The 25,518-nt window shown below is 39.4% G+C and carries 25 protein-coding genes; 20 read left to right on the top strand and 5 right to left on the bottom strand.

Annotated elements, in window-relative coordinates; all coding sequences use genetic code 11:
• Nucleotides 1–333: 333 nt before the first annotated feature.
• The 11 genes from PAENI_RS30160 to PAENI_RS30105 all read left to right on the top strand — a co-directional run bounded on the left by PAENI_RS30160 (nt 334) and on the right by PAENI_RS30105 (nt 10,665).
• Complete coding sequence (locus tag PAENI_RS30160; protein ID WP_149647793.1) at nt 334–729, top strand: BlaI/MecI/CopY family transcriptional regulator; 396 nt, start codon at nt 334–336, stop codon at nt 727–729.
• A gap of 410 nt (nt 730–1,139) precedes the next feature.
• Nucleotides 1,140–1,871, top strand: coding sequence for a hypothetical protein (locus PAENI_RS30155; protein ID WP_149647792.1), 732 nt, complete (start codon nt 1,140–1,142; stop codon nt 1,869–1,871).
• A 555-nt stretch (nt 1,872–2,426) separates the two neighbouring features.
• A complete protein-coding gene (locus tag PAENI_RS30150; protein ID WP_149647791.1) occupies nt 2,427–3,005 on the top strand; it encodes a TetR/AcrR family transcriptional regulator in 579 nt (192 codons plus the stop codon).
• A gap of 239 nt (nt 3,006–3,244) precedes the next feature.
• Nucleotides 3,245–3,943 carry an SDR family oxidoreductase gene (locus PAENI_RS30145; protein ID WP_149647790.1) on the top strand — a complete coding sequence of 233 codons (699 nt, stop codon included), beginning with the start codon at nt 3,245–3,247 and terminating at the stop codon, nt 3,941–3,943.
• A 43-nt stretch (nt 3,944–3,986) separates the two neighbouring features.
• Complete coding sequence (locus tag PAENI_RS30140) at nt 3,987–5,069, top strand: alkene reductase (RefSeq protein WP_149647789.1); 1,083 nt, start codon at nt 3,987–3,989, stop codon at nt 5,067–5,069.
• Between the two features lie 80 nt (nt 5,070–5,149).
• Nucleotides 5,150–6,148 carry an NADP-dependent oxidoreductase gene (locus tag PAENI_RS30135; RefSeq protein WP_149647788.1) on the top strand — a complete coding sequence of 333 codons (999 nt, stop codon included), beginning with the start codon at nt 5,150–5,152 and terminating at the stop codon, nt 6,146–6,148.
• A 347-nt stretch (nt 6,149–6,495) separates the two neighbouring features.
• Nucleotides 6,496–6,792: a hypothetical protein gene (locus tag PAENI_RS30125; RefSeq protein WP_262495779.1), complete on the top strand. Its 297-nt coding sequence runs from the start codon at nt 6,496–6,498 to the stop codon at nt 6,790–6,792.
• 397 nt (nt 6,793–7,189) lie between these two features.
• The gene (locus PAENI_RS32105) at nt 7,190–7,396 is read left to right on the top strand and encodes a hypothetical protein (RefSeq protein ID WP_188114747.1); all 207 of its coding nucleotides are present in this window, start codon (nt 7,190–7,192) and stop codon (nt 7,394–7,396) included.
• A 421-nt stretch (nt 7,397–7,817) separates the two neighbouring features.
• Nucleotides 7,818–8,612 carry a hypothetical protein gene (locus PAENI_RS30115; protein WP_188114746.1) on the top strand — a complete coding sequence of 265 codons (795 nt, stop codon included), beginning with the start codon at nt 7,818–7,820 and terminating at the stop codon, nt 8,610–8,612.
• A gap of 112 nt (nt 8,613–8,724) precedes the next feature.
• The gene (locus tag PAENI_RS30110; protein ID WP_149647786.1) at nt 8,725–9,804 is read left to right on the top strand and encodes an ankyrin repeat domain-containing protein; all 1,080 of its coding nucleotides are present in this window, start codon (nt 8,725–8,727) and stop codon (nt 9,802–9,804) included.
• A gap of 111 nt (nt 9,805–9,915) precedes the next feature.
• The gene (locus PAENI_RS30105) at nt 9,916–10,665 is read left to right on the top strand and encodes an immunity 51 family protein (protein ID WP_149647785.1); all 750 of its coding nucleotides are present in this window, start codon (nt 9,916–9,918) and stop codon (nt 10,663–10,665) included.
• A 589-nt stretch (nt 10,666–11,254) separates the two neighbouring features.
• Here PAENI_RS30105 and PAENI_RS30100 read toward each other — a convergent pair.
• Nucleotides 11,255–12,139, bottom strand: a complete 885-nt coding sequence (locus PAENI_RS30100; protein WP_149647784.1) for a helix-turn-helix transcriptional regulator — start codon at nt 12,137–12,139, stop codon at nt 11,255–11,257.
• A 581-nt stretch (nt 12,140–12,720) separates the two neighbouring features.
• Between PAENI_RS30100 and PAENI_RS30090 the strand changes: the two genes are divergently transcribed.
• The gene (locus tag PAENI_RS30090) at nt 12,721–13,389 is read left to right on the top strand and encodes a phosphotransferase enzyme family protein (RefSeq protein ID WP_223179036.1); all 669 of its coding nucleotides are present in this window, start codon (nt 12,721–12,723) and stop codon (nt 13,387–13,389) included.
• A 283-nt stretch (nt 13,390–13,672) separates the two neighbouring features.
• Nucleotides 13,673–13,900, top strand: coding sequence for a hypothetical protein (locus PAENI_RS30085; protein ID WP_149647782.1), 228 nt, complete (start codon nt 13,673–13,675; stop codon nt 13,898–13,900).
• 281 nt (nt 13,901–14,181) lie between these two features.
• On the opposite strand, the gene PAENI_RS30080 is transcribed toward PAENI_RS30085, so the two are convergent.
• From PAENI_RS30080 to PAENI_RS32840, 3 genes are all read right to left on the bottom strand, one after another.
• Complete coding sequence (locus PAENI_RS30080) at nt 14,182–14,937, bottom strand: VCBS repeat-containing protein (protein ID WP_149647781.1); 756 nt, start codon at nt 14,935–14,937, stop codon at nt 14,182–14,184.
• 295 nt (nt 14,938–15,232) lie between these two features.
• Nucleotides 15,233–15,454, bottom strand: a complete 222-nt coding sequence (locus PAENI_RS32845; protein WP_262495778.1) for a hypothetical protein — start codon at nt 15,452–15,454, stop codon at nt 15,233–15,235.
• Nucleotides 15,442–15,684, bottom strand: a complete 243-nt coding sequence (locus PAENI_RS32840; RefSeq protein ID WP_262495777.1) for an LD-carboxypeptidase — start codon at nt 15,682–15,684, stop codon at nt 15,442–15,444. Before PAENI_RS32840 ends, PAENI_RS32845 begins: the two co-directional genes overlap by 13 nt.
• Nucleotides 15,685–16,126: 442 nt before the next feature.
• Here PAENI_RS32840 and PAENI_RS30070 point away from each other — a divergent pair, with 442 nt between their 5' ends.
• From PAENI_RS30070 to PAENI_RS32835, 3 genes are all read left to right on the top strand, one after another.
• A complete protein-coding gene (locus PAENI_RS30070) occupies nt 16,127–18,346 on the top strand; it encodes an alpha/beta hydrolase (protein WP_149647780.1) in 2,220 nt (739 codons plus the stop codon).
• Between the two features lie 15 nt (nt 18,347–18,361).
• Nucleotides 18,362–18,547: a hypothetical protein gene (locus PAENI_RS30065; RefSeq protein WP_143759563.1), complete on the top strand. Its 186-nt coding sequence runs from the start codon at nt 18,362–18,364 to the stop codon at nt 18,545–18,547.
• Between the two features lie 225 nt (nt 18,548–18,772).
• Nucleotides 18,773–18,907 (top strand): VOC family protein, encoded by a 135-nt coding sequence (locus PAENI_RS32835; protein ID WP_262495784.1) that lies wholly within the window; start codon nt 18,773–18,775, stop codon nt 18,905–18,907.
• 106 nt (nt 18,908–19,013) lie between these two features.
• Here PAENI_RS32835 and PAENI_RS30055 read toward each other — a convergent pair whose 3' ends face one another.
• The gene (locus PAENI_RS30055) at nt 19,014–19,529 is read right to left on the bottom strand and encodes a GNAT family N-acetyltransferase (protein ID WP_149647778.1); all 516 of its coding nucleotides are present in this window, start codon (nt 19,527–19,529) and stop codon (nt 19,014–19,016) included.
• A 302-nt stretch (nt 19,530–19,831) separates the two neighbouring features.
• Between PAENI_RS30055 and PAENI_RS30050 the strand changes: the two genes are divergently transcribed.
• The 4 genes from PAENI_RS30050 to PAENI_RS32415 all read left to right on the top strand — a co-directional run bounded on the left by PAENI_RS30050 (nt 19,832) and on the right by PAENI_RS32415 (nt 24,961).
• Entirely contained in the window at nt 19,832–20,137 is a 306-nt protein-coding gene (locus tag PAENI_RS30050; RefSeq protein WP_188114745.1) for a TnsD family Tn7-like transposition protein, read from the top strand.
• A 409-nt stretch (nt 20,138–20,546) separates the two neighbouring features.
• Nucleotides 20,547–22,526: an ATP-dependent nuclease gene (locus PAENI_RS30045; protein WP_149647777.1), complete on the top strand. Its 1,980-nt coding sequence runs from the start codon at nt 20,547–20,549 to the stop codon at nt 22,524–22,526.
• Nucleotide 22,527: 1 nt separating this feature from the next.
• Complete coding sequence (locus tag PAENI_RS30040) at nt 22,528–24,468, top strand: ATP-dependent helicase (RefSeq protein ID WP_149647776.1); 1,941 nt, start codon at nt 22,528–22,530, stop codon at nt 24,466–24,468.
• A gap of 238 nt (nt 24,469–24,706) precedes the next feature.
• Nucleotides 24,707–24,961, top strand: a complete 255-nt coding sequence (locus PAENI_RS32415) for a hypothetical protein (protein WP_223179035.1) — start codon at nt 24,707–24,709, stop codon at nt 24,959–24,961.
• Nucleotides 24,962–25,518 lie beyond the last annotated feature (557 nt).

Here is a 25,518-nt window from a genome sequence, read left to right as displayed (position 1 = left end):
TTTTCATTGCGGAGGGTAGATTAATCGGGAATAGGTACAAGTTCATGTCTTTTATCAGTACAAGTTCTTGTCCTTTGCTCAGGACAAGAACTTGTACTGATTGCCGAAAACAGACAAAAACATGATCCTATAGGCACGTTCACTCCTAAAGATAATAGCTCGGCATATATCCAAGATATACCTTAGGTCAGACCTAAAGGTCAAGGCTGTATCGATCGGCAAAACTTTATTTTTAGAATGAAACACAATGCAGGTTGACAAGATCAGACCACAATTGTACTATTTAAATATGACTACAGATGTAGTCATAACTTGATTTTGGAGGGTTTAGGCATGATAAAAATACCACCCATCACGGATGCGGAGCTCGAGGTTATGCGCGTATTGTGGGCCAGTCCGAATTGTCCTTCCAGCGAGGTCGTCAAGCAATTGGCGGAACAAGTGGGGTGGAGCCCGAATACGACAAGGACGCTCCTGAACCGTCTAGTGCAGAAAGAAGCGGCGGGAACAACACAGGAAGAGGGATCCAAACGGAACTTTTTGTTCTATCCACTCATCAGCGAACAAGAATATTTGAAGTCAGAGACCAAATCGTTCATGAAGAAACTGTATGGCGGCGCCTTGAAGCCCATGCTCGCTAATTTTTTGCAGGATAAGAAGCTGAACGAGAAAGAAATTGATGACTTGAAAGCTTTGTTTGACGAGAGTCGCAACAACGATGATCGATAAGAAAATTGATTAAAGGTAGAACCATTCAGCCTAACGTCGAACCGCCGCGTAAATCGCGGTTTTTTTATTAGTATAATTTCACAAAATTACCCAGCATACAATTATGAGACGATGCAACAACCCAAAATAACAACGAATCTATGTGAAGACCGGCATCGACGATTTAATCTTCCATGACCTAGGACTGCTTCCAACGCCAGGTACGCCGGAACCGGAACCTTGGGGTGGAAAAAACAGCAATAACGAATCCGTCGTACGATCAAACTGCTCTCCGGAGGAGTTTTTTTTATTTCATGGATACTCGAAAAGGGTCCGATAAAATAGTGTTGACAAACTATGACTACAACTGTAGTATTAAAATATAACTACACGTGTAGTTTTAACAAGGATCACAGGAAGGAGTTTTTCACATGAAAGCAGCATCAAAATTAGCCATCGCAACCCTCAGCAGTGTTCTACTATTGGGTTCATCGATGAACCTTGTGGTAGACGCGGCTTCTTCCAAGTTAGCCCAGAAGTCGACGGCTAAAAAAGCAGCCGAGCAAGCTCCAACGGCAGCGGAAAAAAAGGTGGTTGACGCAGAAATTAAGAGAGTGAAGGATTTGACCGCCAAGACTGGAGATACCTACGTCATGTATTATAAGTACAAGGCACTCAACAGCGGACTTGATCTTAACTACTGGGGGCTGACGAAGGAATACGCTTCCTTTAATGAATATCTCCAGAAAGCATCAACCTTAAAAGGCGTTGTCTTGCAAAAGCCCTCCAACCTGCCAGATGGTTACACTTTCTCCAAAGCGAGAATCGGAGGACCCTTGGGAGGCAAGTTCATCGATGATTTAAGGGCCGAAGGGAAGAAGAGCGGCAAACCGGTCTTCACGAAAAAAATGGACTGGAAAGAAGCAGACGATATTCGCCTGGAATACACGAACGGGGAAGATACGCTTGCGATTACGAAGTTTGTGGTGGATGCGAAGGAAGGGAAGAAGAAAGGTTATTTTGACGATAACCTTCCGGCAAATGTTTTCCCTAAATACGTTTTTTGGCAAGATGGCGGTAAATTTGGATATAGCATTTCAACCTCATCGGATCTATCACGACAAGAGAAGATCGAAATTCTGAAAGCTGCAATTAAAAAATAACATCTCAAGGCAGGCGCCCATATCACCCTAGAACTAGAGTCGATATGGTTTTATTATGTTGGAACAATTGATATAAGTGAATGATTATCTTAGTAAATTGCTTATCATATAAAAAGTGAGGTGAGTGATGGGCAGTGGACGGCAACACTGCGGTTTGCTTCGATGGATGAAGTTACGAACTATTACTGTCCAATGACACAAAAGTGCCAAAATAAGCTACTCGAGAAAAGCTTGTTAGATCAGGCTTTTCTTTTTTATGTAGGTACATTTGTGTCAATAAAAAATGCACAAAAGTGCCTACATTGTGGTTTATTGACTTAAAGTTACCTACATAGTCGCGCTATGATGATTTATGCACTAAGAAATGTCCTGTATGAAAAGTCTAAGATAAATAAAAGGGACAGGGAAGGGATCTGCTCGGAGGTAAGTCACCACAGACCAGTCGGAAAGAGTAAAGAAGAAAGCTAAAAGAGCACATCGTTAACAGTGATTAGAAAATCTATTCTTTACCGATCGTTCTCAATATGTTACATTTACTATTAGGGAGGGAATCGAATGGCAAGAAGCAAAGAATTCGAAGAGAACGAAGTATTAGATAAGGCGATGAAGCTTTTTTGGGAACAGGGTTACGAGAAGACATCTTTGACAGATCTTGTAGAGCATATGGGAGTTCATCGAAGAAGTTTATATGACACATTTGGCGACAAGCATACGCTGTTTTTGAAAGCCATGGACCGTTTTCGCGATAAAGTGAATGCTGAGCTTACGAGGGAAGTTAAACGTTCCAAGACTGCAACTGAGGCACTTCAGCTTATCTTTAGTTTCATAATAAATGGTGAAGAAGATTCGCCCTCAGGCTGTTTGATGGTGAATTCAGCGGTGGAATTAGCAATGCGCGATGCCAATGTGGATTTGAAGTCCACTGAATCGTTCACATTATCAGAGAAGCTGCTCAAAGATATTATTCTGTGGGGGCAGCAGGATGAAGAATTTAGCTTGGATTACAATGCCGACGATCTAGCGGAACATCTGCATTCTGTTTGTGTGGGGTTAAGGGTAATGACAAGGACCTCCGTGCCTAAAGAAAAATTACATCGAATAGCCGATTTATCAATTAAACTTTTATATAAGTAATTATTATTTAAATATAATTGCTTATGCATATTCTAGAATGATTGTTCTCATAACTGAGTGTTGTCTCGTTTATAGATCTCTTTAAACGATCCTTCTTGTATATTTTTTAGAATGATCGTTCTCAAAATATGTTTCTTTCCTTGCTTTAGTTTTCTTTCATGAATGATCTATTCTTGTGTACATTTTAGAATGATCATTCCCATATAGTAGTTAAAAGATGAATAAAAGGAGTAAATAAAATGATAATTTCTGAACAAGTGGCATTTGTAACTGGAGCAAACCGAGGTTTTGGCCGCCATCTCACCCTTGAACTTCTATCCAGAGGGGCTAAGGTTTATGCAGGTGCAAGAAATCCGGAAACCATTGATATTCCAGGCGTTATACCTGTAAAGCTTGATATTACCAACACTCAAGAAGTTGAAGCAGCTGCTATCCTCGCTAAGGACGTTACGCTTTTAATCAACAATGCAGGATCATCTACTGGCGCTTCTTTGTTGGAAGGTGATGTGGACAAAATACAGTTGGAGTTTGATACGCACTTCTTCGGTACGCTATACATGGTTCGTGCTTTTGCACCGATCATTGAGAAAAACGGGGGAGGCTCGGTTTTGAATATTCTTTCCGCATTATCTTGGTTTAGTTCCGGAACTGCGGGTGCTTATACAGCCGCGAAGGCTGCAGCATGGGCATTGACGAACGATTTACGTATAAACTTGTATTCACATAATGTGAGAGTAGCAGGATTACATGTTGGCTTTATGGAGACAGACATGACATCCAGCTTAGAAGTTCCCAAAGTAAGCCCTGCAGATATCGCAAAAATAGCTATTGATGGCATAGAATCTGGCAGTTTTGAAATTATTGCTGATGATAACAGCCGAATGATACAAGGTGGACTTGCAGGTGGCGTTCCTGCACTGTACCCTCATCTTTCTTAATAATAATTTCATTTCTAACTTAATTTATAGAGGAGACTACAAAATGAACAAATTGTGGAGTAATACGAAAATTGGAAATATGGAATTACCTCATCGATTAGCAATGGCACCTATGACACGTAGTAGAGCACAAAAGGACGGCACACCGGGAGAACTAAGCTCCCTTTATTATGCTCAGAGAGCATCAATGGGATTAATTATTAGTGAAGGTACACAACCATCTGATGATGGACAAGGTTATTTAAATTCACCTGGCATCTATACTGAAAAGCAAATAGAAGGTTGGAAAAAGGTTACCGATGCATTACATGAAGCAGGGGGCTTTATGTATATACAATTAATGCATGTGGGCCGTATATCGCACCCCGACAATACTCCGCATCATCGACAAGCAGTTGCACCTTCAGCGATCGCACCTGGTGTAGAAATGTTTACTGATAAAGGAATGCAGGAAATACCCGTTCCACGAGAGCTAAGCGAAGAAGATATTCAAAATACTATTGCAGACTTTCGAAAAGCAGCTGCAGCAGCTATTAAAGCAGGTGCTGATGGGGTTGAAATTCATGGAGCCAACGGTTATCTAATTAATCAATTTATTGGTGAAAATTCTAATAAACGAATCGATAAATACGGTGGATCTGTGGAGAATCGTGCTCGTTTTGCAATCGAAGTAACAAAAGCAGTAGTTGAAGAAATTGGAGCAGAAAGAACCGGTTTCCGTATTTCACCAGGAACACCTCTTGGTGGGATTGATGAAGGCGCACAAGGACCAGAGGTTTATCGCCATCTTGTAAAAGAATTAGCTAAGTATAATTTAGCATACCTCCATGTTATGCATTTAGGGAATGAAATACTGCTCCGTGAAATTCGTTCAATTTGGTCAAATCCATTATTGGTCAATCGAGCAGGGCGGGCACTTGAAGATATTAGTGTAGATATTGATAGTGGTACTGCTGATGTGGTGCCAGTCGGTATCTGGTCTTTAGCTAATCCGGATTTTGTGGAACGTCTAAAAAAAGGAACACCTTTAAATGAAGTTGATCCTAAAACATTATACGCTGGTAACGGAAGCTTAGGTTATACAGACTACCCTATAATGGAAGAATTAAAAGCTCAACAGCAATAAGAATAAGTGAAACCACAAATGGCGTACAACTGAAAATTGTACGCCATAAGATTTGCAAATGGAAAGGAAGCTGGCACAACATGAGAGCTGCTCAAATACAGAAATACTCAAAAGAAATTCATTTGGAAATAAACAATGTTAAAATACCGAAAATCGATAATCGTGAGGTACTCGTTAAAGTAGAAGCTGCAGGTGTAAATCCTTTAGATATTCTTATTTTAAATGGCAGTATCCGAATGATTGCTGATTATGATTTCCCATTAACATTAGGCAATGAACTTTCTGGTGTTATAGAAGCATGTGGTAAAGATGTTGTTGATTTTCAGGTTGGTAACCGAGTTTATACGAGGTTGCCGGTGAATAAAATAGGAGCTTTCGCTGAATATGTGGCGGTCAAAGATGAAGCTATATTTAAAATGCCTAAAAATCTATCCTTTATTGAAGCAGCTGCGGTCCCACTTACTGCTTTAACAGCTTATCAAGCATTGAAAGAAGTGCTCAACACTCAGCCTAATGCAAAACTATTTATTCCTGGCGGAACTGGCGGATTCGGTGCTATGGCAATCCCTATTGCTAAAGCAATGGGGTTATACGTTATTACAAGTGGCAGTGAAAGAGGTCGATCACGTGTACTGTCGATTGGAGCAGATGAATTTATAAATTATAAGGAGGAAAACTATGCTGAGGTTCTATCCAATATAGATTATGTTATAGACACCTTGGGTACAAACGAAATAAAAAGGGAACTTGATATTTTAAAACCTCAAGGAAAATTAGTATCATTGAAGGCTTTACCAAATTATCGCTTTGCCGTTGAAAATAATCTTCCAATGTGGAAAAAAATGTTGTTTGCTTTAGTAGGTGCACGTTTAGACCGTTTAGCAGCAAGAGATAAAAAAGAATATCACTTTTTATTTGTGCAAGCCAATGGAAGACAGCTACAAGAGATTACTAGCCTTATTGAAAATGACAATATTAAACCTTCAATTGATTCTACTTACAAATTTGATGATATTAATAAGGCGCTACAACAAGTTTCTACTGGTCACTCACAAGGCAAAGTTATTATAACTTTCTAAGGGAGAGAGCGAATCTAGCCGACTGTCTGTGACCGAGAAGAAGACTACTTCGTTTCACTCTGCATACGGTTTGATGAACGGCTGAGACGTGCTTGGTAGTTTGCTCAGCAGCTACCTCGTCCATTTCAAGAGATGGCGGATTCGAATGGGTGAGAACAAAACAAGGTTACCCAGCGAATTGGATATCCAGGTCTCCTAGTTCTCTCAGTAGCATCTTGAGCTGAAGGGCGTAGGCTTTCAATGTACTTGAACTAAAGCCCTGGATACGCTAAGAACGATTTATCCAGGTCCAATCCCCCTGTCTATATGAGTACGATGAAAAGGTATGGAAAAAGGATTTTGAAACATTGACCGATTTTTTTCATGCGATGGCCTATTTGCAAACCGTATTCGCTCTTGATTACGGCTGTGAATCGTTCTATTCCATTGAACAAACCGACTTGGATTTTATTCGTGAAAATTTTAATAATAAAGGTATTTCCTTTCGGCATTGGATTGGCATCGAATTTTATGGGAATTACGATGACAGCATAATAACAGTAATGAAAAATAACGATAGTTTTGATTTGATCTATGCTTCAAGTGACAAAGAACATTTTGATGAAATGGATCGGGTTCTTTCAAAGCTGGGAGTAGTAATTTGAAATTTTCTATTTCAAGAAGTCAACAGAATTGGGACTTCAGAATGTCATCAATAAGTTAAATAGCCTGGAATAGCCTTTCAGAAGAAGACGTAAGCTGAACCATATCACAAGTAGGGCAAAAAAATTTGTTGGGGGAAACTCGTGGGAGTAATGTAGGGATGTGGGATGGTGTGAGTTGTGAACCTCTAAGATCTTTGGTTTTAGGGGTTTTTCTTATGAGTAAAGGTAACAATATTGTCCATAATTTTCCACATTGTGATAGTATAGATAGGTAGAGTAGAGCGGGGGGGACCGAAGTTCGTAAATATCAGCTCGTTGTTCTCAGCTACGAAACCGAGAAGAACTGCTGCGGATATAGCGAGGCCATCGTAGAAGCGGTTTTATGGAGAATATGTTAATGTGGAACGAATTGGCCTTGGACGGAAACGTAACAGTCGCTGGGAGACACCTGACAAATCTAGTAGAAGGGATGACATCTATGAAAGATAAAATTAATGATTGCATTATGGCTATCAATCTTTTACATAAAGAAGGATATTATGATAAATCGGCAGAAGTCGTCGCATCGTTAGCCTGCCGTGAACTATGGACAGGTTTTGCTTAAGGGGAGGACCGCCAAAAAGCGGAACGCGTAATGAAAGACCGCATGCGGTTGGCTTTGGCGATATTCGCCCACAAGGAAGATAAAACCTTTGTCTTGGGAGCGTACGGCTGCGGCGTGTTTCGGAACGATCCGGAGAAGGTGGCTGGCTGGTAGCGGGATCTATTGGACGACGAAGGCTTCGGATCGTTATTCTCGGTGATCAGGTTCACGGTATTGGACACTTCGAAGGACGGAAAATGCATACGCGCATTCGAGAAAGTGTTTACTTGAATGGGAGTAGTGGTTATGCAACAGAGTAATTCATAGCAGGTGCTGTGGGCCGAAAGCTCCTTGTGAACGGTAGTTAAGCTCGCTAGTCTGATTATAGAAATGATGAAGGTGCATGTTATTACGGTCTTGGACCGGGCAAGGAAGTGATATTTTGGATAAAAAGGCGAAAAAAATTTTGCTGGACACCTTCTGGTCTTCCAGCGGGTGGAAGAGTAGGCCGAATGCTTTTGCCGGCGAGGATTTCGATTATGCCAATAGCAAAGGGCTGATGTTCGATCCCATAACGATTACGCATAATGAATTGGTTAATCGGCTGCAAGAATTAAATCAAACGATTACCAAAGAACAGGCAACTGCTGCGTTTCTGCACAGTCTGTCTACGAAAAAAGTCTATTTGCGAAGTGCCCTTTCGAGCTGGGCTCTGACTTCCGGATTACCTCTCCATACATACGGACAACGGAGCGTAGTGCGGCCTAATTACAGCAGCTGCGGGGATTGCAATTTCCACCGTATCATGTCTAACCGGGATTATGTAAATGAGGATTTGAACGTACTGAATTTCGAGCGGGTTAAATGGGGAGGTGTCCGTTTGAACTACCTTCTTTATTGCTGGCTGGATCTCGAATTATTCAGCAAAGAAGAAGAGTACGAGGTTACCAATGAGGATGTTGCCATACTCCGGAAAATGACCGAAGCGATTCAGGGCTGTGCCGATCATGAAAGCGCCAGGCAGTTGGAGAAGCGTTGGAAGGATACGGTTCCTTCAAGCAAGCAGGAGCGTGATGTCATTATGGAAATATGGGGATATGCCGGATTGCTTGTTGAGCGCGATACGCCCCGTAAGCTTCGAGGCGGGTCACATGATTTTAACTCCGTCGCGGGATGGCAGGGGAGTGACGGTTACTCTCGGGAAGCGATGGAATTTTACTTCGGCGCGTTTTTGTAGGCAATGCTGAATCAAGTTATACTTGCCCGCCCTAATAAGCCCTAAGTCTGTTGTTTTTTGCCATGCAGTTCTCTATACTCTTCATAAGACTCGGGGCGGGAGAGGATAATGGATGATCACTCTGAAAGATATAGGGAAGTTCGCAGAGCTGCCGGAAATTGCGATGCATATATACGAAGGAAATATGCCGGCTCTGGAGACTGCAATTGCGGCGGGCTGGGATATTGAAGAGGGCATCGTACTTAGCAAATATACGACGTTAAGCCCGCTGGATCTGGCTCTTGTATCGGAGAGATTGGATGTTGTAAAGCTGCTGGTGGAGCATGGCGTCAATCTGAATGTCAAAAATAATCCGGCTTTTTTGCTGGCAGTACGCTATTGCAAGGAAGACGTCGTTCGCTACGTTGCAGCGCAAGGCGCCAAGCTGGACAAGCTCAATCAAGTCAAATCAGGCGCGTATTCTCAAGCCTACTATGGCAACAAAAAGAATATCCCGCTCATCCACGAGCTTGGGTTGGATATGAAGCAGCATGCCGGTGCTGTATTGCGCACAGCCGTGTCGGACCATGACCGTAAGACAGTCGTGTATTTACTCGATCATGGGGTGGACATTAATTATAACGAGCCTGATATGGTCTATCCTTATCAAGCAACCCCGTTAACGGTTGCAGCGCGTATGGGCAATCTGGCTATGGTGAAATACTTGGTTGAACGCGGCGCTGACGTTACCTTAGCGGAAAAAGACGGTGAACGGCCGTATACGATAGCGGTCGGCAATAAGCATACCGAGCTGGCTGACTATTTGAAATCTTTGGAACCTACCGAGTTTCATGATGTGGCGAATAAAAAGTACGAGCTGCAAAAATATAAATTGTCCGATGAACTGGCCGGCTTTCTTACCGGAGACAAGCTTCGCCTTGAGCTCGCGCCGAATGAATACGAAATCGCGTATATCGACTTCTTCACATTGACCGATACGATTGAGATGAAGGTCGGCCGGCAAAAGCTGCTGCGTCTGTCAGCCGATATCGATAATTACTCCCATCTGTATCTAGTGTGGAATCCGAAGAAAAAAGGTCAAATAGGCTGTTATGACGTGGAACATAAGGAGTATGCGGACTTTTGCAGCTTTGCGGAGTTTCTGGCGCAGCCTGAAATGTACCTTATCAAGTATATGGAAGGTGAATTGTAAATGAAGAACCGCTATCTTTCACGCCCGTAGAGGAGGACAGCAGCGGTCTTTTCGCATTCATGGTAATTAATAGTAAGCAGCCTCATACCCATAACAAAAAGAGGTAGAATAATGGAAAAAGCCCTTTTGGAGCAGCTAAACCTTTGGCATCGAGATAACGAATATGAAAAAATTATAGCCGCAATTTTGGAAATTTCTGAACAAGAAAGAGATTATGATGCAGTCGGCCATTTGGCAAGAGCGATGAACAATCTGGAACGTTACGAAGAAGCGGTGCAGCAGCTTTTGACGATTGATAAGCAAGGTGAGAACGACCCTCTTTGGCATTTCCGTTTGGGTTATTCCTATTATTACCTGTCGCAGTATGAGGAAGCAGTAAGAGAGTTTGAAATCGCGAATAAACTTGACCCCGAGGATAAAAATGCGTTGATGTTTTTAGATTGGAGCCTTAATAGTATCGGAAAGCAAAAGAAACGTAATCATAAGAAGTCGAAGACCGTGCAGACAGCGAGCGAACGGAATTTTGCAGAGAGGATGAAACCTTTTCGGTTAGTAGAGCATGATAGCGGAAATATATCCATGATTTTGGATGTCGGTACTTATAAAGATGAAGTTTTTCAAACAAGGGCAGACGAGGGTTTTGAAGGCGGAGGTTACGATTGGGATTCTGTGGCTGCTGTTTTTCTTGAGGAAAGAATGCCTCATCTAGCGGATGTCGTGCATTTTGACTCGGAAGCCTCTATGTTCTGCGCTTATTCCGACAATAGAGAGGCTTTGCAAAAATTTGCGATTGAATTTAAGGATGCTTGCGAGGACGATGCCGTATTTAGGGATTTATTCTCCCGCGCTGAATTGGATTGATCAATGTGCAGTCGTCTGTTGCGGAATCGGAGGCGCCCATTTAACGAAATATGGGTCGAGAAGGGATTTTCATCATTACAGCGCATGCAAAATAAAGAAGCCTTCCCACATTGGGAAAGGCTTTTTGCACGTTCAATTTATACAATATTTATTCCTTTTGTAATTGGAGAAAATCCATTTTAAACCAGATATCAGCAAGTGTTAGCTAATAAATGCAAGAAGTAGAGGTCAAAGTGTGAAGTGATCGCATAAAATTTAGACTTTTTTTGTTAAGCTCCATGAAAATTAAATCTGCAGTTACTAACGAAGAACAATAGTTGAATAAAGAATGAAGCAGCCGGCTTTTTGTAGTTGATAATCATATTCTTGTCGAACACTCCTGTGACTATGACAAGAATATGATTAGTGTTGGGTGACAAGAACAGCTAACTGCTACTTTTTCTATTGGACTTTAATTAAAAATATCCTGCCAAGCTCACGAACATATTACCCATCAACCACTTTGAAGCCATCACGGCCGCAACGATCACAAGACCGATGACAATGCCAAGGCTTTGTTTTTTAGCATCATTCATTCTGCAACACCTCTCTACTCCTCAAACGATAAATTCATAGGCTCGTCTAGAAGATCACACGAAAAATCAATATTCGTCGTAGGTACCTTGGTATCCACTTCCTCGAATTGCAGCCCATCAATCCAGACCTGCCCACTTCCGGAGAGCAGTACACCAAAAGCAATCACGGCACTATTATCCGGCACATCCAGCACGATGCTGTAATGGTTCCACTCCGTATCTCCGATAATGGGGCGGTCACTCATGTTATCAAATTGCAGTACATCATGAAGAGCATCGTCGACTCGCATCCAGAACCCGCAAAACCCGCTCACTGCCTTTGTTTTGATAAACCCTGAGAGCTTTAATCTTTTGCCCATATATTTGTCCGCTTTGAATTGCTGCATCATCGTTGCAAATTCGCCTTCCGTCTGCACCACTGTAATCGACTTTAAAAATCCGGACGCTTTCCCTTGATGGAAGGTTTCCCGGTCAATCCCCATCTGATAATTGAAGGGGTGACTTCCGCTTAACTGCCATCCTTTTAATAATTGTTCATTTTTCATTTTCATTTCCTCCCTTTGCATCGTTAGTTTGCCCATGATTTTGCGATACTGCCCTGGCGGTAATTGATAGTATTTCTTAAAAGAACGGGTGAACGATTCTTGGCTTTCAAAGTGATAATAGATGGCAATATCTATAATTTTTTTATCTGTGAACAGTAACATGTTGGACGAATTTGCAATTCTACGAAATCGGATATATTCAGATACGGTCACTCCAACCTCTTGCTGAAAAATCCGATGGTAATGATACTTTGAAAACCCTGCAAACTTAGCCATGCCCTCTAGCGACAATTCTTCGTGCAAATGCATCTCTATAAAGGCAATAGACTCATAGATGATCGGACTGTAGCTCAATTTATAACCTCCTTAGGAATAAAATAACAGAGGCAACCGTTGCTTATTTGACATATATTGCTTTGTTCGCCTGCTTTGAAAAAAACATGCGGGAAAAGGATATATCACCCGATCTCCTCACGCGATGCGATTTAAAACTCCAGGCTGTTATTCTCCATTTGATGCACAATCATTTCTCTCAGCTGCACAGATAAAACATTTCAAGGAAAATCCTTCATTTCCCTGCATTTATGAAATTAAGGCGAGGATATCCTTGTCAGAAGGGGGGGAATATGACTGACTAACATTATCAAGATTTACGACTTGTTGAAAGAAAACCTTGATGAGCGGAGTGACTGGATAGAAACCATCCAAGAAAAAGTTCCACGTTGCTGATTGGCATTGATGGTTGCGGAGGATCAGGTAAAAGCACACTGGCTGAGAGGATTGCTAATTCATCTTCTAATTGTGTTATCGAACGGGCAGGTTAGCTTAATGAAACAACGGGCACAATCAGGTTGACGAAAAAGGTTTTGAAATCAGTGATATAATTTATTTTAAGTAAAGTTGTCATTGAAAGCGAAGAAGTATATTGTTCCGTCTTGAGATGGATTGCAGGGGAAACCATGTCCAAGATAGATTTCACTAATGAGGAAATGGTTAGTACCTTGGGGAAGCGTATTGCGTATTTACATCAGTTTTCGAGGAGTTTTAAACATGGTTCAAGTTTTATAAGACCCCATTATGAGATAGAGTGGATTAATAACATATTGACCAAATTTCGATCAGGCGAAAAAATCGGTATTATCACCACCGAGGAATTTAAAATTCTTGAAAATACATTTTCGCTGCTAACCGATCGTATGAAAGGGTTGAGCAAAAATTCTGAAATATGGGGATTCATCCATGCCGACATTCACTATAGCAACTTAATCAGCACATCAAGGGGAATTTCATTCATTGACTTTGGATTATCGGGATTTGGATATTACGCAATGGATGTGGCTTCTGCTGCCCTATTTACTAAAAGTGAATTACGGGATGATCTGCTTTCCGGCTACACAAATATAATTTCCAGAAAGATAGACATTGCACAATTAGAAGACTTGATGTTTTTGGAAATATGCGGACTCTACGCATTTCGGGTAAGTAGAGAAGAAATGCATATATGGATACGTGAACATATACCAAGTCTGATTGAACTTTGTAAATCCTTAGTTGAAGGCAAAATGGTTTTTTATAAAATCAATCAAGTAGGTTTAACAAACTAGAGAAGTCCGTAATTAAAGAAAATAAAGTACGCAGCTCATCGGAACCCGCCTTACCTTAAAACACTAACAAAGTTCTTATGCTTTATAGGGTGTTGCGCTAACGGGACACGATAGTTGAATAATACAAATTGATGAGCAGGAGCTACGGTATCCTGCTTTTTTCATTGAACGGGCAGGATGGTTCCAATATATAGTATATTTAAATAAGACGAAATCCTACTTATTGGAGGCCATAAGAATTGTCCAATCCATTATTGGGGTATGGTAGAGGGAGCGTGATGTAGTGGAAAAGATAGCTGGAATTTTTGTGTGTTTTATTTTTATGATTCCTATGTATGGAGTATTAATATGGACATATTTTTGTCCTGAGGATAGTTTATTATGGGGGAAACGATGGATGTATAAAGAAGAACCTGAACTATCTGAGGGGGCAATTCGTTATGCAAAAGTAGCCTCATTGACAGCTATTGTGGTACTGACTATTATATTTGGAGTCCTAATATTTAGTTAGCATCAACGTCCGTTTGTACTTTTTTGATTCTCGTGATACCTCAATCTTGTTCAAATAAAATCTAGGGTTGTTCCCAATAGTAAGCAAAAAGCGGTTAACCTAACGGAAAACGTTAGCTCAAATACGATTAGGCAGCCGGTCAGTCAACGCGATCAGCTGCCTTTATTCAACTAACGGGCAGTTTAGTTTAAGGAAAAAGTCTATTGATACATAGGAATGAATTTGATGGATTGGACGAATGTGAGCGGCTAATGCCTCTCTGAATACCATTACAGAAATGATCAGTAAAGGCTGATTAACCTCGTACCAAGTATAGCTACAGACAATCTTAAGGATGTAAATTGAGTGCCATTCCAAGTCATTAGGTTTTCGACATACCCTATTGTATCGGAGTTAGAAGTACCAATAATACGTTGAATAGCAAGTAAATCATAACCCATACTTTTTTCGTTTGTAACTATGGGATATAATGCACCTAAAGCAAGAACCTCACCTTTGATTGGTTGCTTAAGTTTACCATTTTCGTTGTAATATTGTGATAAGTAGTCATAGCCTTTATTACTAATGTCTATTGTAAACAACACGTCAAGATGAGGACTTCCTACGCTCACTTTGTAAAAATCTTCATAATTTACATTGAACTTATACTCTTTATTATATTTTTCAACATCAAACATTTCATGTAGAATGTTATTCTTGAAGGAATAAATATAAAAAATACCATATCCGCCGCTTCCTCCAGAATCAATACTTACTAAAATGTCCTGTACATTATCCTTAGAAAAATCCCCAAGGAATAGCCTAGCACTATATCCCGCATTGTTTTGAAGATTTACCGTTGTACTTTGATTAGAATGTCCATCTTGAATAATAAGCGTAATATTATCTGCAAAGATTCCATTGGATTTATTTCCATATAAATACACGTTATCAATTATTCCGTCCCCATTTACATCGCCTTGTTTCATATCAAGCAAAGAAATTTTTCTTAAATGAGTATAGTTACCATACGAATGCTTTTGAATTTGTTTGTACAAATTAAACATCCCCTTATCATAAGTCGAATACCCTATGCCTACAAATATGTAGGTTAATGACTATATGATTGTGTAGATGCCCATGTAGGAAATGAAAATTCATTATTGAGCAGCGTAGTTTATTAAACTAACGGAGAACTATAGTTGAACAATCATCAGAACGAGGCTGCCGGTAAGAAACGGCAGCCTCGTTGAGCTAACGGGCAGTTTAAAGCCCAATAGATAGTTGATTTCATAAATTCTAATACTTCGATACATCCACCCCACAAATATCCTAGCTCGGTGGTAAAAACGTCTATCCAGTCTCATTATTATAAAACTGTTGACACTCACCTAGCGTATCTAATTTGCTCCAATCTTTATATCCATTGGTCCATTTCTCAAATGGAGAATATGTATAAGGGAAACGACCTTGAAATAAAATCGCTTCTAAATGTTCAGTATATTCGGTTGGAAGGCTTTTTATTTGGGCTAAACCTGCCATAACAGAAGGTCCGTAAAAAGTTACCATACCCATTGGTTTAAGTAAGTTATAAAAGTAGTCGCGTCTGAAAAACCCATGATAAATTCGGGTTTTTTTTGGATTGTCTTTGTATCCAAAAACGGTAGTATTCTAACCGATTCATACCCACCAATTGAAGTGATGATGTCATCTATACTCTCATACTCGAAACATTTATTTATATCATCTGCACGAATTTGTGGATTTTTGTATAAATCATCTGGAGACATTCTTGCGGTTGGCATCTCAATAACTTCTAATCCCAAGTTGTCTTAAAGATTTTTTATACCAAGCTCGTAGATATCTGGGAACAGATAAGGTAGACCATTAGAAAGTGAAATTATCGCTATTTTCGAACCAGACTTAAGTCTTTTGGGTTTTATCATTGCTCTTCCTCCCAATATATTATTTCCTAATGTTTCCACGCAACCCTACTTGTAATAAGAACAATCTTAATTCAGCTTAAACATGGATCTGTTTGAAATTGTAAAACTATGTAGAAGAAGAGGGTTTCTAGTATCTACCTCGAATATATGAATGGTCCATCATGAACGGTTGCATCTTGAAACTAGCTTATTTTTCTATACCTTATGCGGTACATTTTGAACAAGCTCTATGGGAAAGAGGTCGTTACATGTCAAGAATAGAATTGAAGCCGACGGGGCGAACCCCACGGTTAATGAACAAATGGAAAAAATTAGTCCACTTGCCCCAAGATGGAAAGGGGCCTCCATCGTATTGCTCATCATCGCATTATGCTTGTATTTCATCCAAGGATATTTCGTTTTGGGAACGCGCAGTTTGGGCGAATATCTGATCGGAACGTTAGTGATCTTGCTTGTGATTGTGCTCGTAACCGGCGCAATTGCAGGAGTGCTTCATGTTGCCAAGCGAATGCCTTCGCGTTATGTTTGGATTGCTCTCGCTTCGTTTTTTTTGCTGTTCATTAGCTTCATCGGGCCGATACAGTTGATGTTTATCGTCCCATTGTTGATAATTGTCGTATTTTCTATACTAGGAGCCCTCTTATCCCGATTGATAACCGGTAGATACCGAGAGGCAAAGCTTATTTCGAAAGTAACTGCTGGGGTTTTGGCGGCAGTTACGCTAGGATCCATTGGCATTGGCGGGTATTGGCTGCTGAACAACGGCAATGCGGATTTGGCGAAGCCGTACCGCTTAACAGCGATGAAAACTGCGGACCGCTACCCAACGGCGGCGGCGAATCCAGCTGAACAAGGACCGTATAAGGTCAAAACGTTAACTTACGGTAGCGCAAACAGTTATCGGAAGGAATTTAACCAGAATGGGTCGCTCGTGACAAAACAGGTGAACGGATCGGCTTTTGTGGAAAAGTGGTCATCTAATCGTACAAATACGTTTGGTTTCGGACCGGATCAAATGCCGCTGAATGGATTGGTCTGGTATCCTGATGGCGAAGGACCGTTTCCGTTAATCGTCACCGTTCATGGCAACGCCAACTCAACCGATTATTCGGACCCGGGATATGAATATTTGGGTAAGCTGTTGGCGAGTCGCGGGTATATTTTTGTATCCATAGACGAAAATTTTCTCAATACATCCCTTTACGATGATTTGTTTACACTCAACCTGTTGGAGAAAGAAAACCCGGCCCGGGGATGGTTGATGTTGGAGCATCTGAAAGTGTGGAACGAGTGGAATAAGACGAAGGATAATCCGTTTTTCGGTAAAGCGGACATGAGCCAGATCGCTCTGATCGGCCACTCTCGCGGCGGTGAGGCGGTAACGGTCGCAGCGGCATATAACAAACTGCCGGCCTCCCCGGAAAACGGCAACATCAAATTCGACTACAACTTTGGTATCCGTTCCATCATTTCGATTGCGGGTACTGACGGGCAATACAAGCCTGCGGGACACCTGACTCCGTTAAAGGATTTGAACTATTTGACTTTGCAAGGCGCACACGACATGGACGTCAGCACATATTCCGGCGCGAGCCAATACAGTCGGATCGGCTTTTCAAACGGTAGTGATTATTTTAAAGCATCGGTATACATTTATGGTGCGAATCACGGCCAATTCAACACCGTCTGGGGAAGAAACGACAATGTAGGGCTTGGCAATAAACTGTTCAACACCGCTCAACTGATACCGCAGGAGGAGCAGCTACAAGCAGCTAAGGTGCTCATATCGTCCTTCCTAGATACGACATTGAAAGGGAAAGGAGAATATCGGTCCATGTTCCAGGATATTGGTTATGCCCGAGAGTGGCTGCCGGACACCATGTATATCAGCAACTATATGGACTCGAATACAAAGCTCATTAGTAGCTTTGACGAAGACATCGATCTGAGTACGTCGACATTGGCTGGAGGAAGGCTGAACGGGGAGCATCTGAAGCAGTGGAAAGAGGAAAAAGTGGAGATGAAATTTGCCCCCGACTTGTACAGTGCAGTGCGTCTGGGGTGGGACAGTACTGCGACACCTGGCGTTCCCTCTTACACGGTTGTTTTGCCAAATGACAGTCTCGATATACGAGAAACGAGCTCCATCGTTTTTTCGATGGCTGACTGGAATGACGAGAAAGCAAATCGTGACAAGGATGTCCTCGTAGATTTGACCATTAATGTGGAGGACAAAGAAGGCAACGTGGCGTCCCTCCCTCTTAGCAGCGAAGCTTATTTACTACCGATGTTCGAAGGCAACATCATAAAATGGCCTTTCACGACTTTGCAACCGACGAAGGAGCCGGTGTTCCAAAACTTTGCGTTCCACCTTGCCGATTTAAAAAGGGCCAACCCGAATTTCCAACCTGAGCAATTGAGCAAAATCGGTTTTGTATTTGATAAAACGAAAAAGGGCACGGTATTGATCGGTAATATCGGCATCCAAAATGAATATGTTACAGGAGGTAATACGCCTTAATACAGGAAGTCAGACTTGAACAAGTTGGTGACAAGGGCAAAGGTGCTGGAGACCATCGTATCTCAAGAACAGGAAAACACATTTATCTATATCAAAACAGCCCGATCATTTGGTGACCGGGCTGTTCTGATTTTGCAACCACACTGTGTCTATACCAGTGTAAACGCGATAAGATTCTTACCCCTCTTCAAAACGTTGTGAGAGGCCTCATCGCCAATATGGAATAAGCTTTATGTGCTACAAGTTTATTTATTCTGCAAATTAATTTTTAATACATCCCCCTTAGCACCACCAAAAACGATCATCCCACCTTTAGGCAGTACTACTGAATGATTGCTCGTTGCCTTTGAAAAGTTCACAACCATTCCCTCCGCGTCATAAACGACAAATCCCCCAATTAATAAATACACTCCATTCAATTTTGTTGTGAAGGATGTAGAAGAAGTGAGGGCTAGACTCGAGAAAAATGGAGTAGCCGTTTCAGAGGTAAGGAACGGTGAACCTAAACGTTTTGATCTTACTGATAATAACGGAAATATGATCAGTGTCATTCAATTGTAATTCAAAATAGAGTTCGAGGTTATTTTTTGTTATTGAACGTTCTCCGTTAGCTCAATTTCAAACAGTATATGGGTTCATCATGGAAACCTTTTTCAATTTCACCTGCTCATTTTGTTCGCTCTACAGAATACAGAAAAAATTCCATATCTATATTCCTAAAATTCTTAGTATCTTTATCAATAATATTCATACCGTTTCGAACAGCAACTTTTTGAGAGGCTATATTTGTGTCCCTAATAATAGAATAAACCCTATTTGCATTAAGAACTGAGAAAGCGTATTCCTTGCAAGCAATTGCCGCTTCTGTTGCGTGACCTTTGTGCCAATACGCTTTTTGAAACAAAAATCCTATTTCCAAAATTTCTTTTTCTCTCCAGCCTTGCATTGTCAAGCCACATTGACCAATCATTTCGTTTGTTTCTTTTAATACAACAGCCCAAAGTCCAAAACCATATTCTTCATATCTTTTAAGATGTCTGTTAAGCCAATTTTGTGCTTCTTCTAAGTTGAATGCACTTTCATAAGCAGCACGCATTACTTCCTCATCACACAATATTCCGCACAATGCATCATAATCGAACTGTACCATTTCTCTAATTATAAGACGTTTTGTTTCTATCAAAAATCTCCCACCTTTCTATTATATCAATAACCTTTCAAAAATTCCTTATCCTGCCCGTTAGCTTAACCAACGGGCACCAGTTGCTAGTCTAATACTTTATTTTCTAAGTCTACAACTTTATTTTCCTAGTCTAATACTTTATTTTCTTCTGACATCTATCATATTTCATCAGCCATGTATACGCAGCTTCATTTTCCAAATACATTTTTTTTACGACTGTCCAATCCCTGCTCCAGAATACTACTCATCGTTCTTTTAGAAACACAAAATGCACTGACGTTTACTGCTTTACAAATAATCAGTTGAAATTAAGAATTGATTGGGAGCAGCGTGATGTAGAAATTGCCCGAAATGTTCGTTCGATTGCTGATTTGATTATCAATGATATAGTTTTAAAATGTGTGACCAATACTGAAACCGCAAGACGTCTTAGGATTCAGGCTCTCCTTATAAGGGCTATAGATAAGCTGCCAAGAACAAAGGAGGCATTAGACGAAGTAGTAGAGTCCTTAGAACAATTTCAAAAAAGAAGAATAAGAAAAGTGATAATCAATAAAGGAAAGAGCAGTTGTGCAATCTTGGGAAGTTATTCGAATTGCTGGAATTAAAAAGAAGTATGCAGATAAGTTAGAGCAGGATATAGTAAATGAAATATTTTCAAATTAGCAAAATTCCTAAAATAATATTGATTCAAACGAAATTAACCTCATATTTTTGAGAAACTGGATGTAAATTGCTATGAAAGCATTCAGATTCTCCTCCACCGGATGGGTACTCCATTAGCCCCCTAATAATTTTGGTAACACGCTCCATTTCCCATATTAATGGTTTTGTCAGCATCTATTTCTCCATTTATGTTTAAATCTGCAATTGTAAGAGCTATTCTTTACTTGATCCAGTTTACTCGTTTCTTTAATGTTAATTTTATTGCTCTAATCAAGAGGGCAATTCTCTTTTTTTGTCGTATAATGTTAATAATAGGAACTTGTATGTGGCAAACAGAAGGGTGGGACTTAAGTGCATATATCTAAGCTGTATGTTTCAGGATATAAGAATACCAAAGAAAGATCTGAAATAAGGCTAAACAAAGGACTCAACGTGCTTGTTGGAGAAAACGGCTCGGGTAAAACAACAATTGTTAATGCTCTTAGACTTATTCTACGAGAGAACGAGTTTTCATACATGAATGTCGATGAAGATGACTTCTATATATCCTTGGACAAGCAATATACTGCTCCGGAAATTAGAATAGATCTTATACTTAAATCGTTAAGTTCTAATGAACAGGTTACATTTTTAAGTTGGTGTGACGCAGACTATAATGCACAACTACATTTAGAAATTAACTCGAATCCTAACAGAAAAGGATATTATAAAAAAGAAGTTTGGGGCGGGGCTTCCAAATCAAGCATTTTTGAAGACGAGACTTTTGATTGTATTGATTGTATCTACCTCCCACCTCTTCGGGATGCTGAGGAAAAATTGGTTAATGGAAAAAAATCGAGATTAGCCCAGTTGCTAAAAAAACAGTATGGGGATAATAAAGATTCCCTTGTGAGAAGCGTAACTGAATTTAATTCTCAAATTACGAGTAATGCTGAGAATAAATACAATGAAATTGAAAAAGCGAAAACTAATATTAATACCAAGCTTGAGGAAACATTGGGGCAACGGCTTGGCCAAAGTATAAATCTTCAATTTGCAGATTCATCATTCAACAAAATTGTGGAAAGTATAAAGATGGTCTTCTTTCCAGGTATCAATCAAAATGACTCCGAGAAATTTAGGGATATATCTATAAATAGCTTGGGATACAATAACTTATTATATATAGCTACTGTATTTGCAGAACTTGAGCTATTAAAAGACAATAATATGATGACTGTATTATTAATTGAGGAACCAGAGGCTCATTTGCACCCTCAGCTTCAAGTCAAGTTTATAAAGTATTTAGAAGACATAACACGAGACTTGGAAAACCTGCAGGTCGTTATTACAACACATTCTCCAGTGCTTGCTTCCTCAATAGATATAAATAATTTAATTCATATATCACAGAAAGATGAGAAGATAGTTGCGATTCCATTAAGGGAAATTGATCTGGGAGAAAGCAAAACCTATATTAATAGATGGCTAGATGTAACAAAATCTGCACTGCTGTTTTCAAAAGGTATAATTCTTGTGGAGGGCATTAGTGAGGCTATGCTGATACCAACATTAGCAAAGATAGTACTAGCTGAATATAATAAAAAAGCTCTCGATAATTTTGATACAGTACTACCAACATCCCTTGAGGAAGCTGGCGTGTCTACGATAAATATCAATGGAATCAACTTTAAACATTTCATGAAGTTCTTTTCGAATTGTGATGAGAGCACAGGTGACGTACATTTACCTATATTGTGTTCAGGAATTACGGATAATGATCCACCAAAACTAAAACTGCTTGTGTATGATGAAAATGGTAAATTGAAAACAGATAAAGATAATGAGCCTTTAACTAAACTCCAAGATATATTTCCGTTACCGAGTGAATCTCCTGCTGGAGCTAATAGTGCACTTCAACTAATGGATGATATTAATAAGGGTGATTGGGGACGGTTATTTTCATCTCCATTAAAGACATTTGAATACGATTTAGCGATAAATAACAACACCAATTTAATGGCAAAAGTTATTTATGATTTATGGCCCACTGAGGGGAGAGTAAAGCAGCGTTGCTCTTCAATATCCTTTAAAAACAATGAGTACGATAATGAACATGAGCTAAGAGAGGATGCTGAATTTATTTTTAAGCATATTGATACTGATGAGGTCGGGAAAGGGATCTACGCACAGAAATTAACAGACTATTTGGAGTTACAAATAAGAGAGCAACTGGATAAAGTTAATGCTACAAAATCAAACATTAATGATGTTTATTTAAATATAAGTAAAATCATTAATATTCCTGATTATATTAAGAAGTCAATAATATGGTCATACAGTGGTGTGTAATATGAATAAGGAAGAAATGGAGCAAGAAATAATACATACTTTGAGTTTGAATAAAGAAGCCGTGAATTCCTATATTTCACTTATAGATAGTAAAGTGAGGGAAAAAACAGAGCAACAACTAAAGTATGTTCTCGCACCTGCCAAGGAAAACATCTTCTTAGAGGCTTGTGCAGGGAGTGGTAAAACCGAGGTTGTTGGAATGAAAGCTGCTTTTGAGATCAGGAAATGGAGTTCAACTAATAGTGGTATTGCGGTGCTTACATTTACTAATGAGGCGACTGATACTATCAAAGAACGAGTGAAAATCTTTTCCGGATTAACTTCGTTGTATCCTCACTATATAGGAACCTTATCGGGATTCATACATGGATTTATTGCGCAGAGTTACGGATATAAATTTTCTAAACATAAAAATAGGGAAGGTGATATTTCCTATAGACTGATTGATAAAAGTTTGGTTTTTTATGATAATCACTGGTTAAAAAAATATAAACTTCCTTATTTAAACTATACTTCATCAGGTCAGGACGTATACGCAAATCAAATCTATTATGATTATAAAATTAACGACATCATAATTCATTATTCGGAGAACTATAAAATTTCACTAAAAGATTATTATCAATTAAATGAGGTACAAGAATTTATCCAAAGCTTTCGTCAAAAGAGAGGGAATAAACATCTATTAAGTTTTGAATTTATAAAGAAAGAAATAGGGAAAATCAAGCAAACTTTTTTTGAGGATGGGTTTGCCAACTTCGAAGATATGAATTATATGGCATATAGAGTATTAAAGAAGAGTGATCATTTAGCTGCACTCATAGCTAAAAGGTTTCCTCTTATTATTGTAGATGAATGTCAGGATCTCTCATGGATTGAAATTAATATTCTTGACCAATTAAAGAGTGCTGGTGCTTTTCTTCATTTTGTTGGGGACCTTAATCAATCAATATATGAATTTAAGGATGCAGATCCAGTAACAACCAAGCAATATTTATCTGTATTTGAAAAGTACTTACTCACTGATAATTTTAGGAGTTGTCATTCAATTGTAAGTACATCCAATAAATTATTAGGTATAACATTGCCTATACGTGGTTTAGAGATTGATAAATATGGTGAAAAAAGTGTTTGTTATTTAGAGTATCGTGACCTTGCAGCTTTGAATCAAAAGTATATAGAATTTCTTAAGAAATTTGAAATACCTTTAAATAATTCAACTATATTAGTCAGGCAACAAAACTTGAAACTAGACTTAGAAACGAATTATAGAGAAAGTAAACATCTAATCTTAGATGCTCTACAACTTTGGATTGAAAACACACCAAAATCACGAATGTTAGCTTTAGAGCTTGCGAGTAGGCATATGCATAGGTGGTTTGGAGGAGCAAAAACAAAAAAAAATTATAATTGCCCAAGTTCGATTGATTCCGTTTATAGATGGAGAATCTTTATCAAAGATTTTTTGGATGGGTGTTCTGCAGTTTCTGATTTACTAAGATTTGATGGTATCAATTATTCAACATGGTACAAGAATTTCAATAATAGCTTCTTAAATATAGTACAAGAGGCATATCAAAACTTAGCGATTTGTGATAGTGAAAAAAGAGATTTTACTGAAATATCTAAGATAATTTCACCTAGAGGTACTGCCAAACAAGACATTACTGTTTACAATATGCCGGATAATATAAATCAGGTTTCAGTCAAAACCATTCATTCAGTTAAAGGTCAAGCCTTTGATAGTGTAATGGTGGTTTCTAGTCTTAAAAATTCAGGGAGTGGGCATTGGAAAAAGTGGATCGAGAAAGAATTTGAATCTGGGCGAATAGGATACGTTGCAAATACCAGGGCAAAATATTCATTAGTTTGGGGAGTCCCTGTATTAAAAAAAGAGGAAAGAGATTTGCTTGAATCATATGGATTTAAACGGGCAGACTAAACGGAGGTTTTGTGAAAACGGCTATTCTTTTTGGATGGCCGTTTTTATATTATTCATAGCTCATATCCGTTAGATTATTCAGAAATGCCAATGATTTATGCAAGGAAAATTCAAAAAGAAATGCAAAGTTAAAAAAAGATTGATCTTCAAATATTGAATATTGAAGATCAGTCTTTTTTAGTTATATGATATAAGTGGGGGAACGGTACATATTCTTGTCATTCATCGGTACATATTCTTGTCATCCGACATGTGTACAAGTGTCAGAAGACAAGAACATAGTCCTATTGAAATCCGTGCTGGGCGCCGTTTTTTTATTTTATCGGTACAAGTTCTTGTCCTTTGCTCAGGACAAGAACTTGTACCGATTGCCGATAATGGACAAGAACATGTTACTATTGCCGATTTGATAGGTGTCTATTTTGATTTACTAAATACAAAAAACTATATATCTGCAGGGAATAATGCGATGCTTGTCGGCACCTCTATATAGTCCAATGGCGGAAAAAAATGAGAATGGAAATCTCTATGAGATCAAGCAAGATCATTAAGAGACATTGTTTCACGGTTGGCTGTGCTGTCATTCCTTTCTGGAGGAAGCGAAAGAAGGGATCATTAGTGCCGGGAAATTTATGAATGAATTGTATGAGGAACATTAATGCCTGAATGAACAACACGCAAATCTAATCTGTCATTATTTATTGCTGAGCTATCACCTTTATGGTTATTAGATGTATAATCAGGGTGAAAGCTCAGACAACATACGCCCCAGCCTAGGATAAGATCTATAAGGCTGGTTTTTTTATTTACACTAGTGATTCTGAGGGATAGTTTATAAAATTGGTGAAAAACGACATGTAAATATGCAGTGCTAGGTGAAGCAGGTCCTAGATTTGCAAGAATGATAAAAAGATAAATTGTTAAGCTGAAAGGCGTGAAAAAGATGGGGGAAGGAAAAAGAAGAAACTGGAAGTCCCTGGTGTTTTTCAGTGTATTGCTTATTTTTATTATTGCAGGATGTTCTACATCACAAGAGACTCATCAACTCGG

It is taken from the genome of Paenibacillus sp. B2(2019), from assembly GCF_008370385.1.
Classification (GTDB): domain Bacteria; phylum Bacillota; class Bacilli; order Paenibacillales; family Paenibacillaceae; genus Paenibacillus_AQ.
This window is presented reverse-complemented; position numbering and strand designations above follow the sequence as displayed.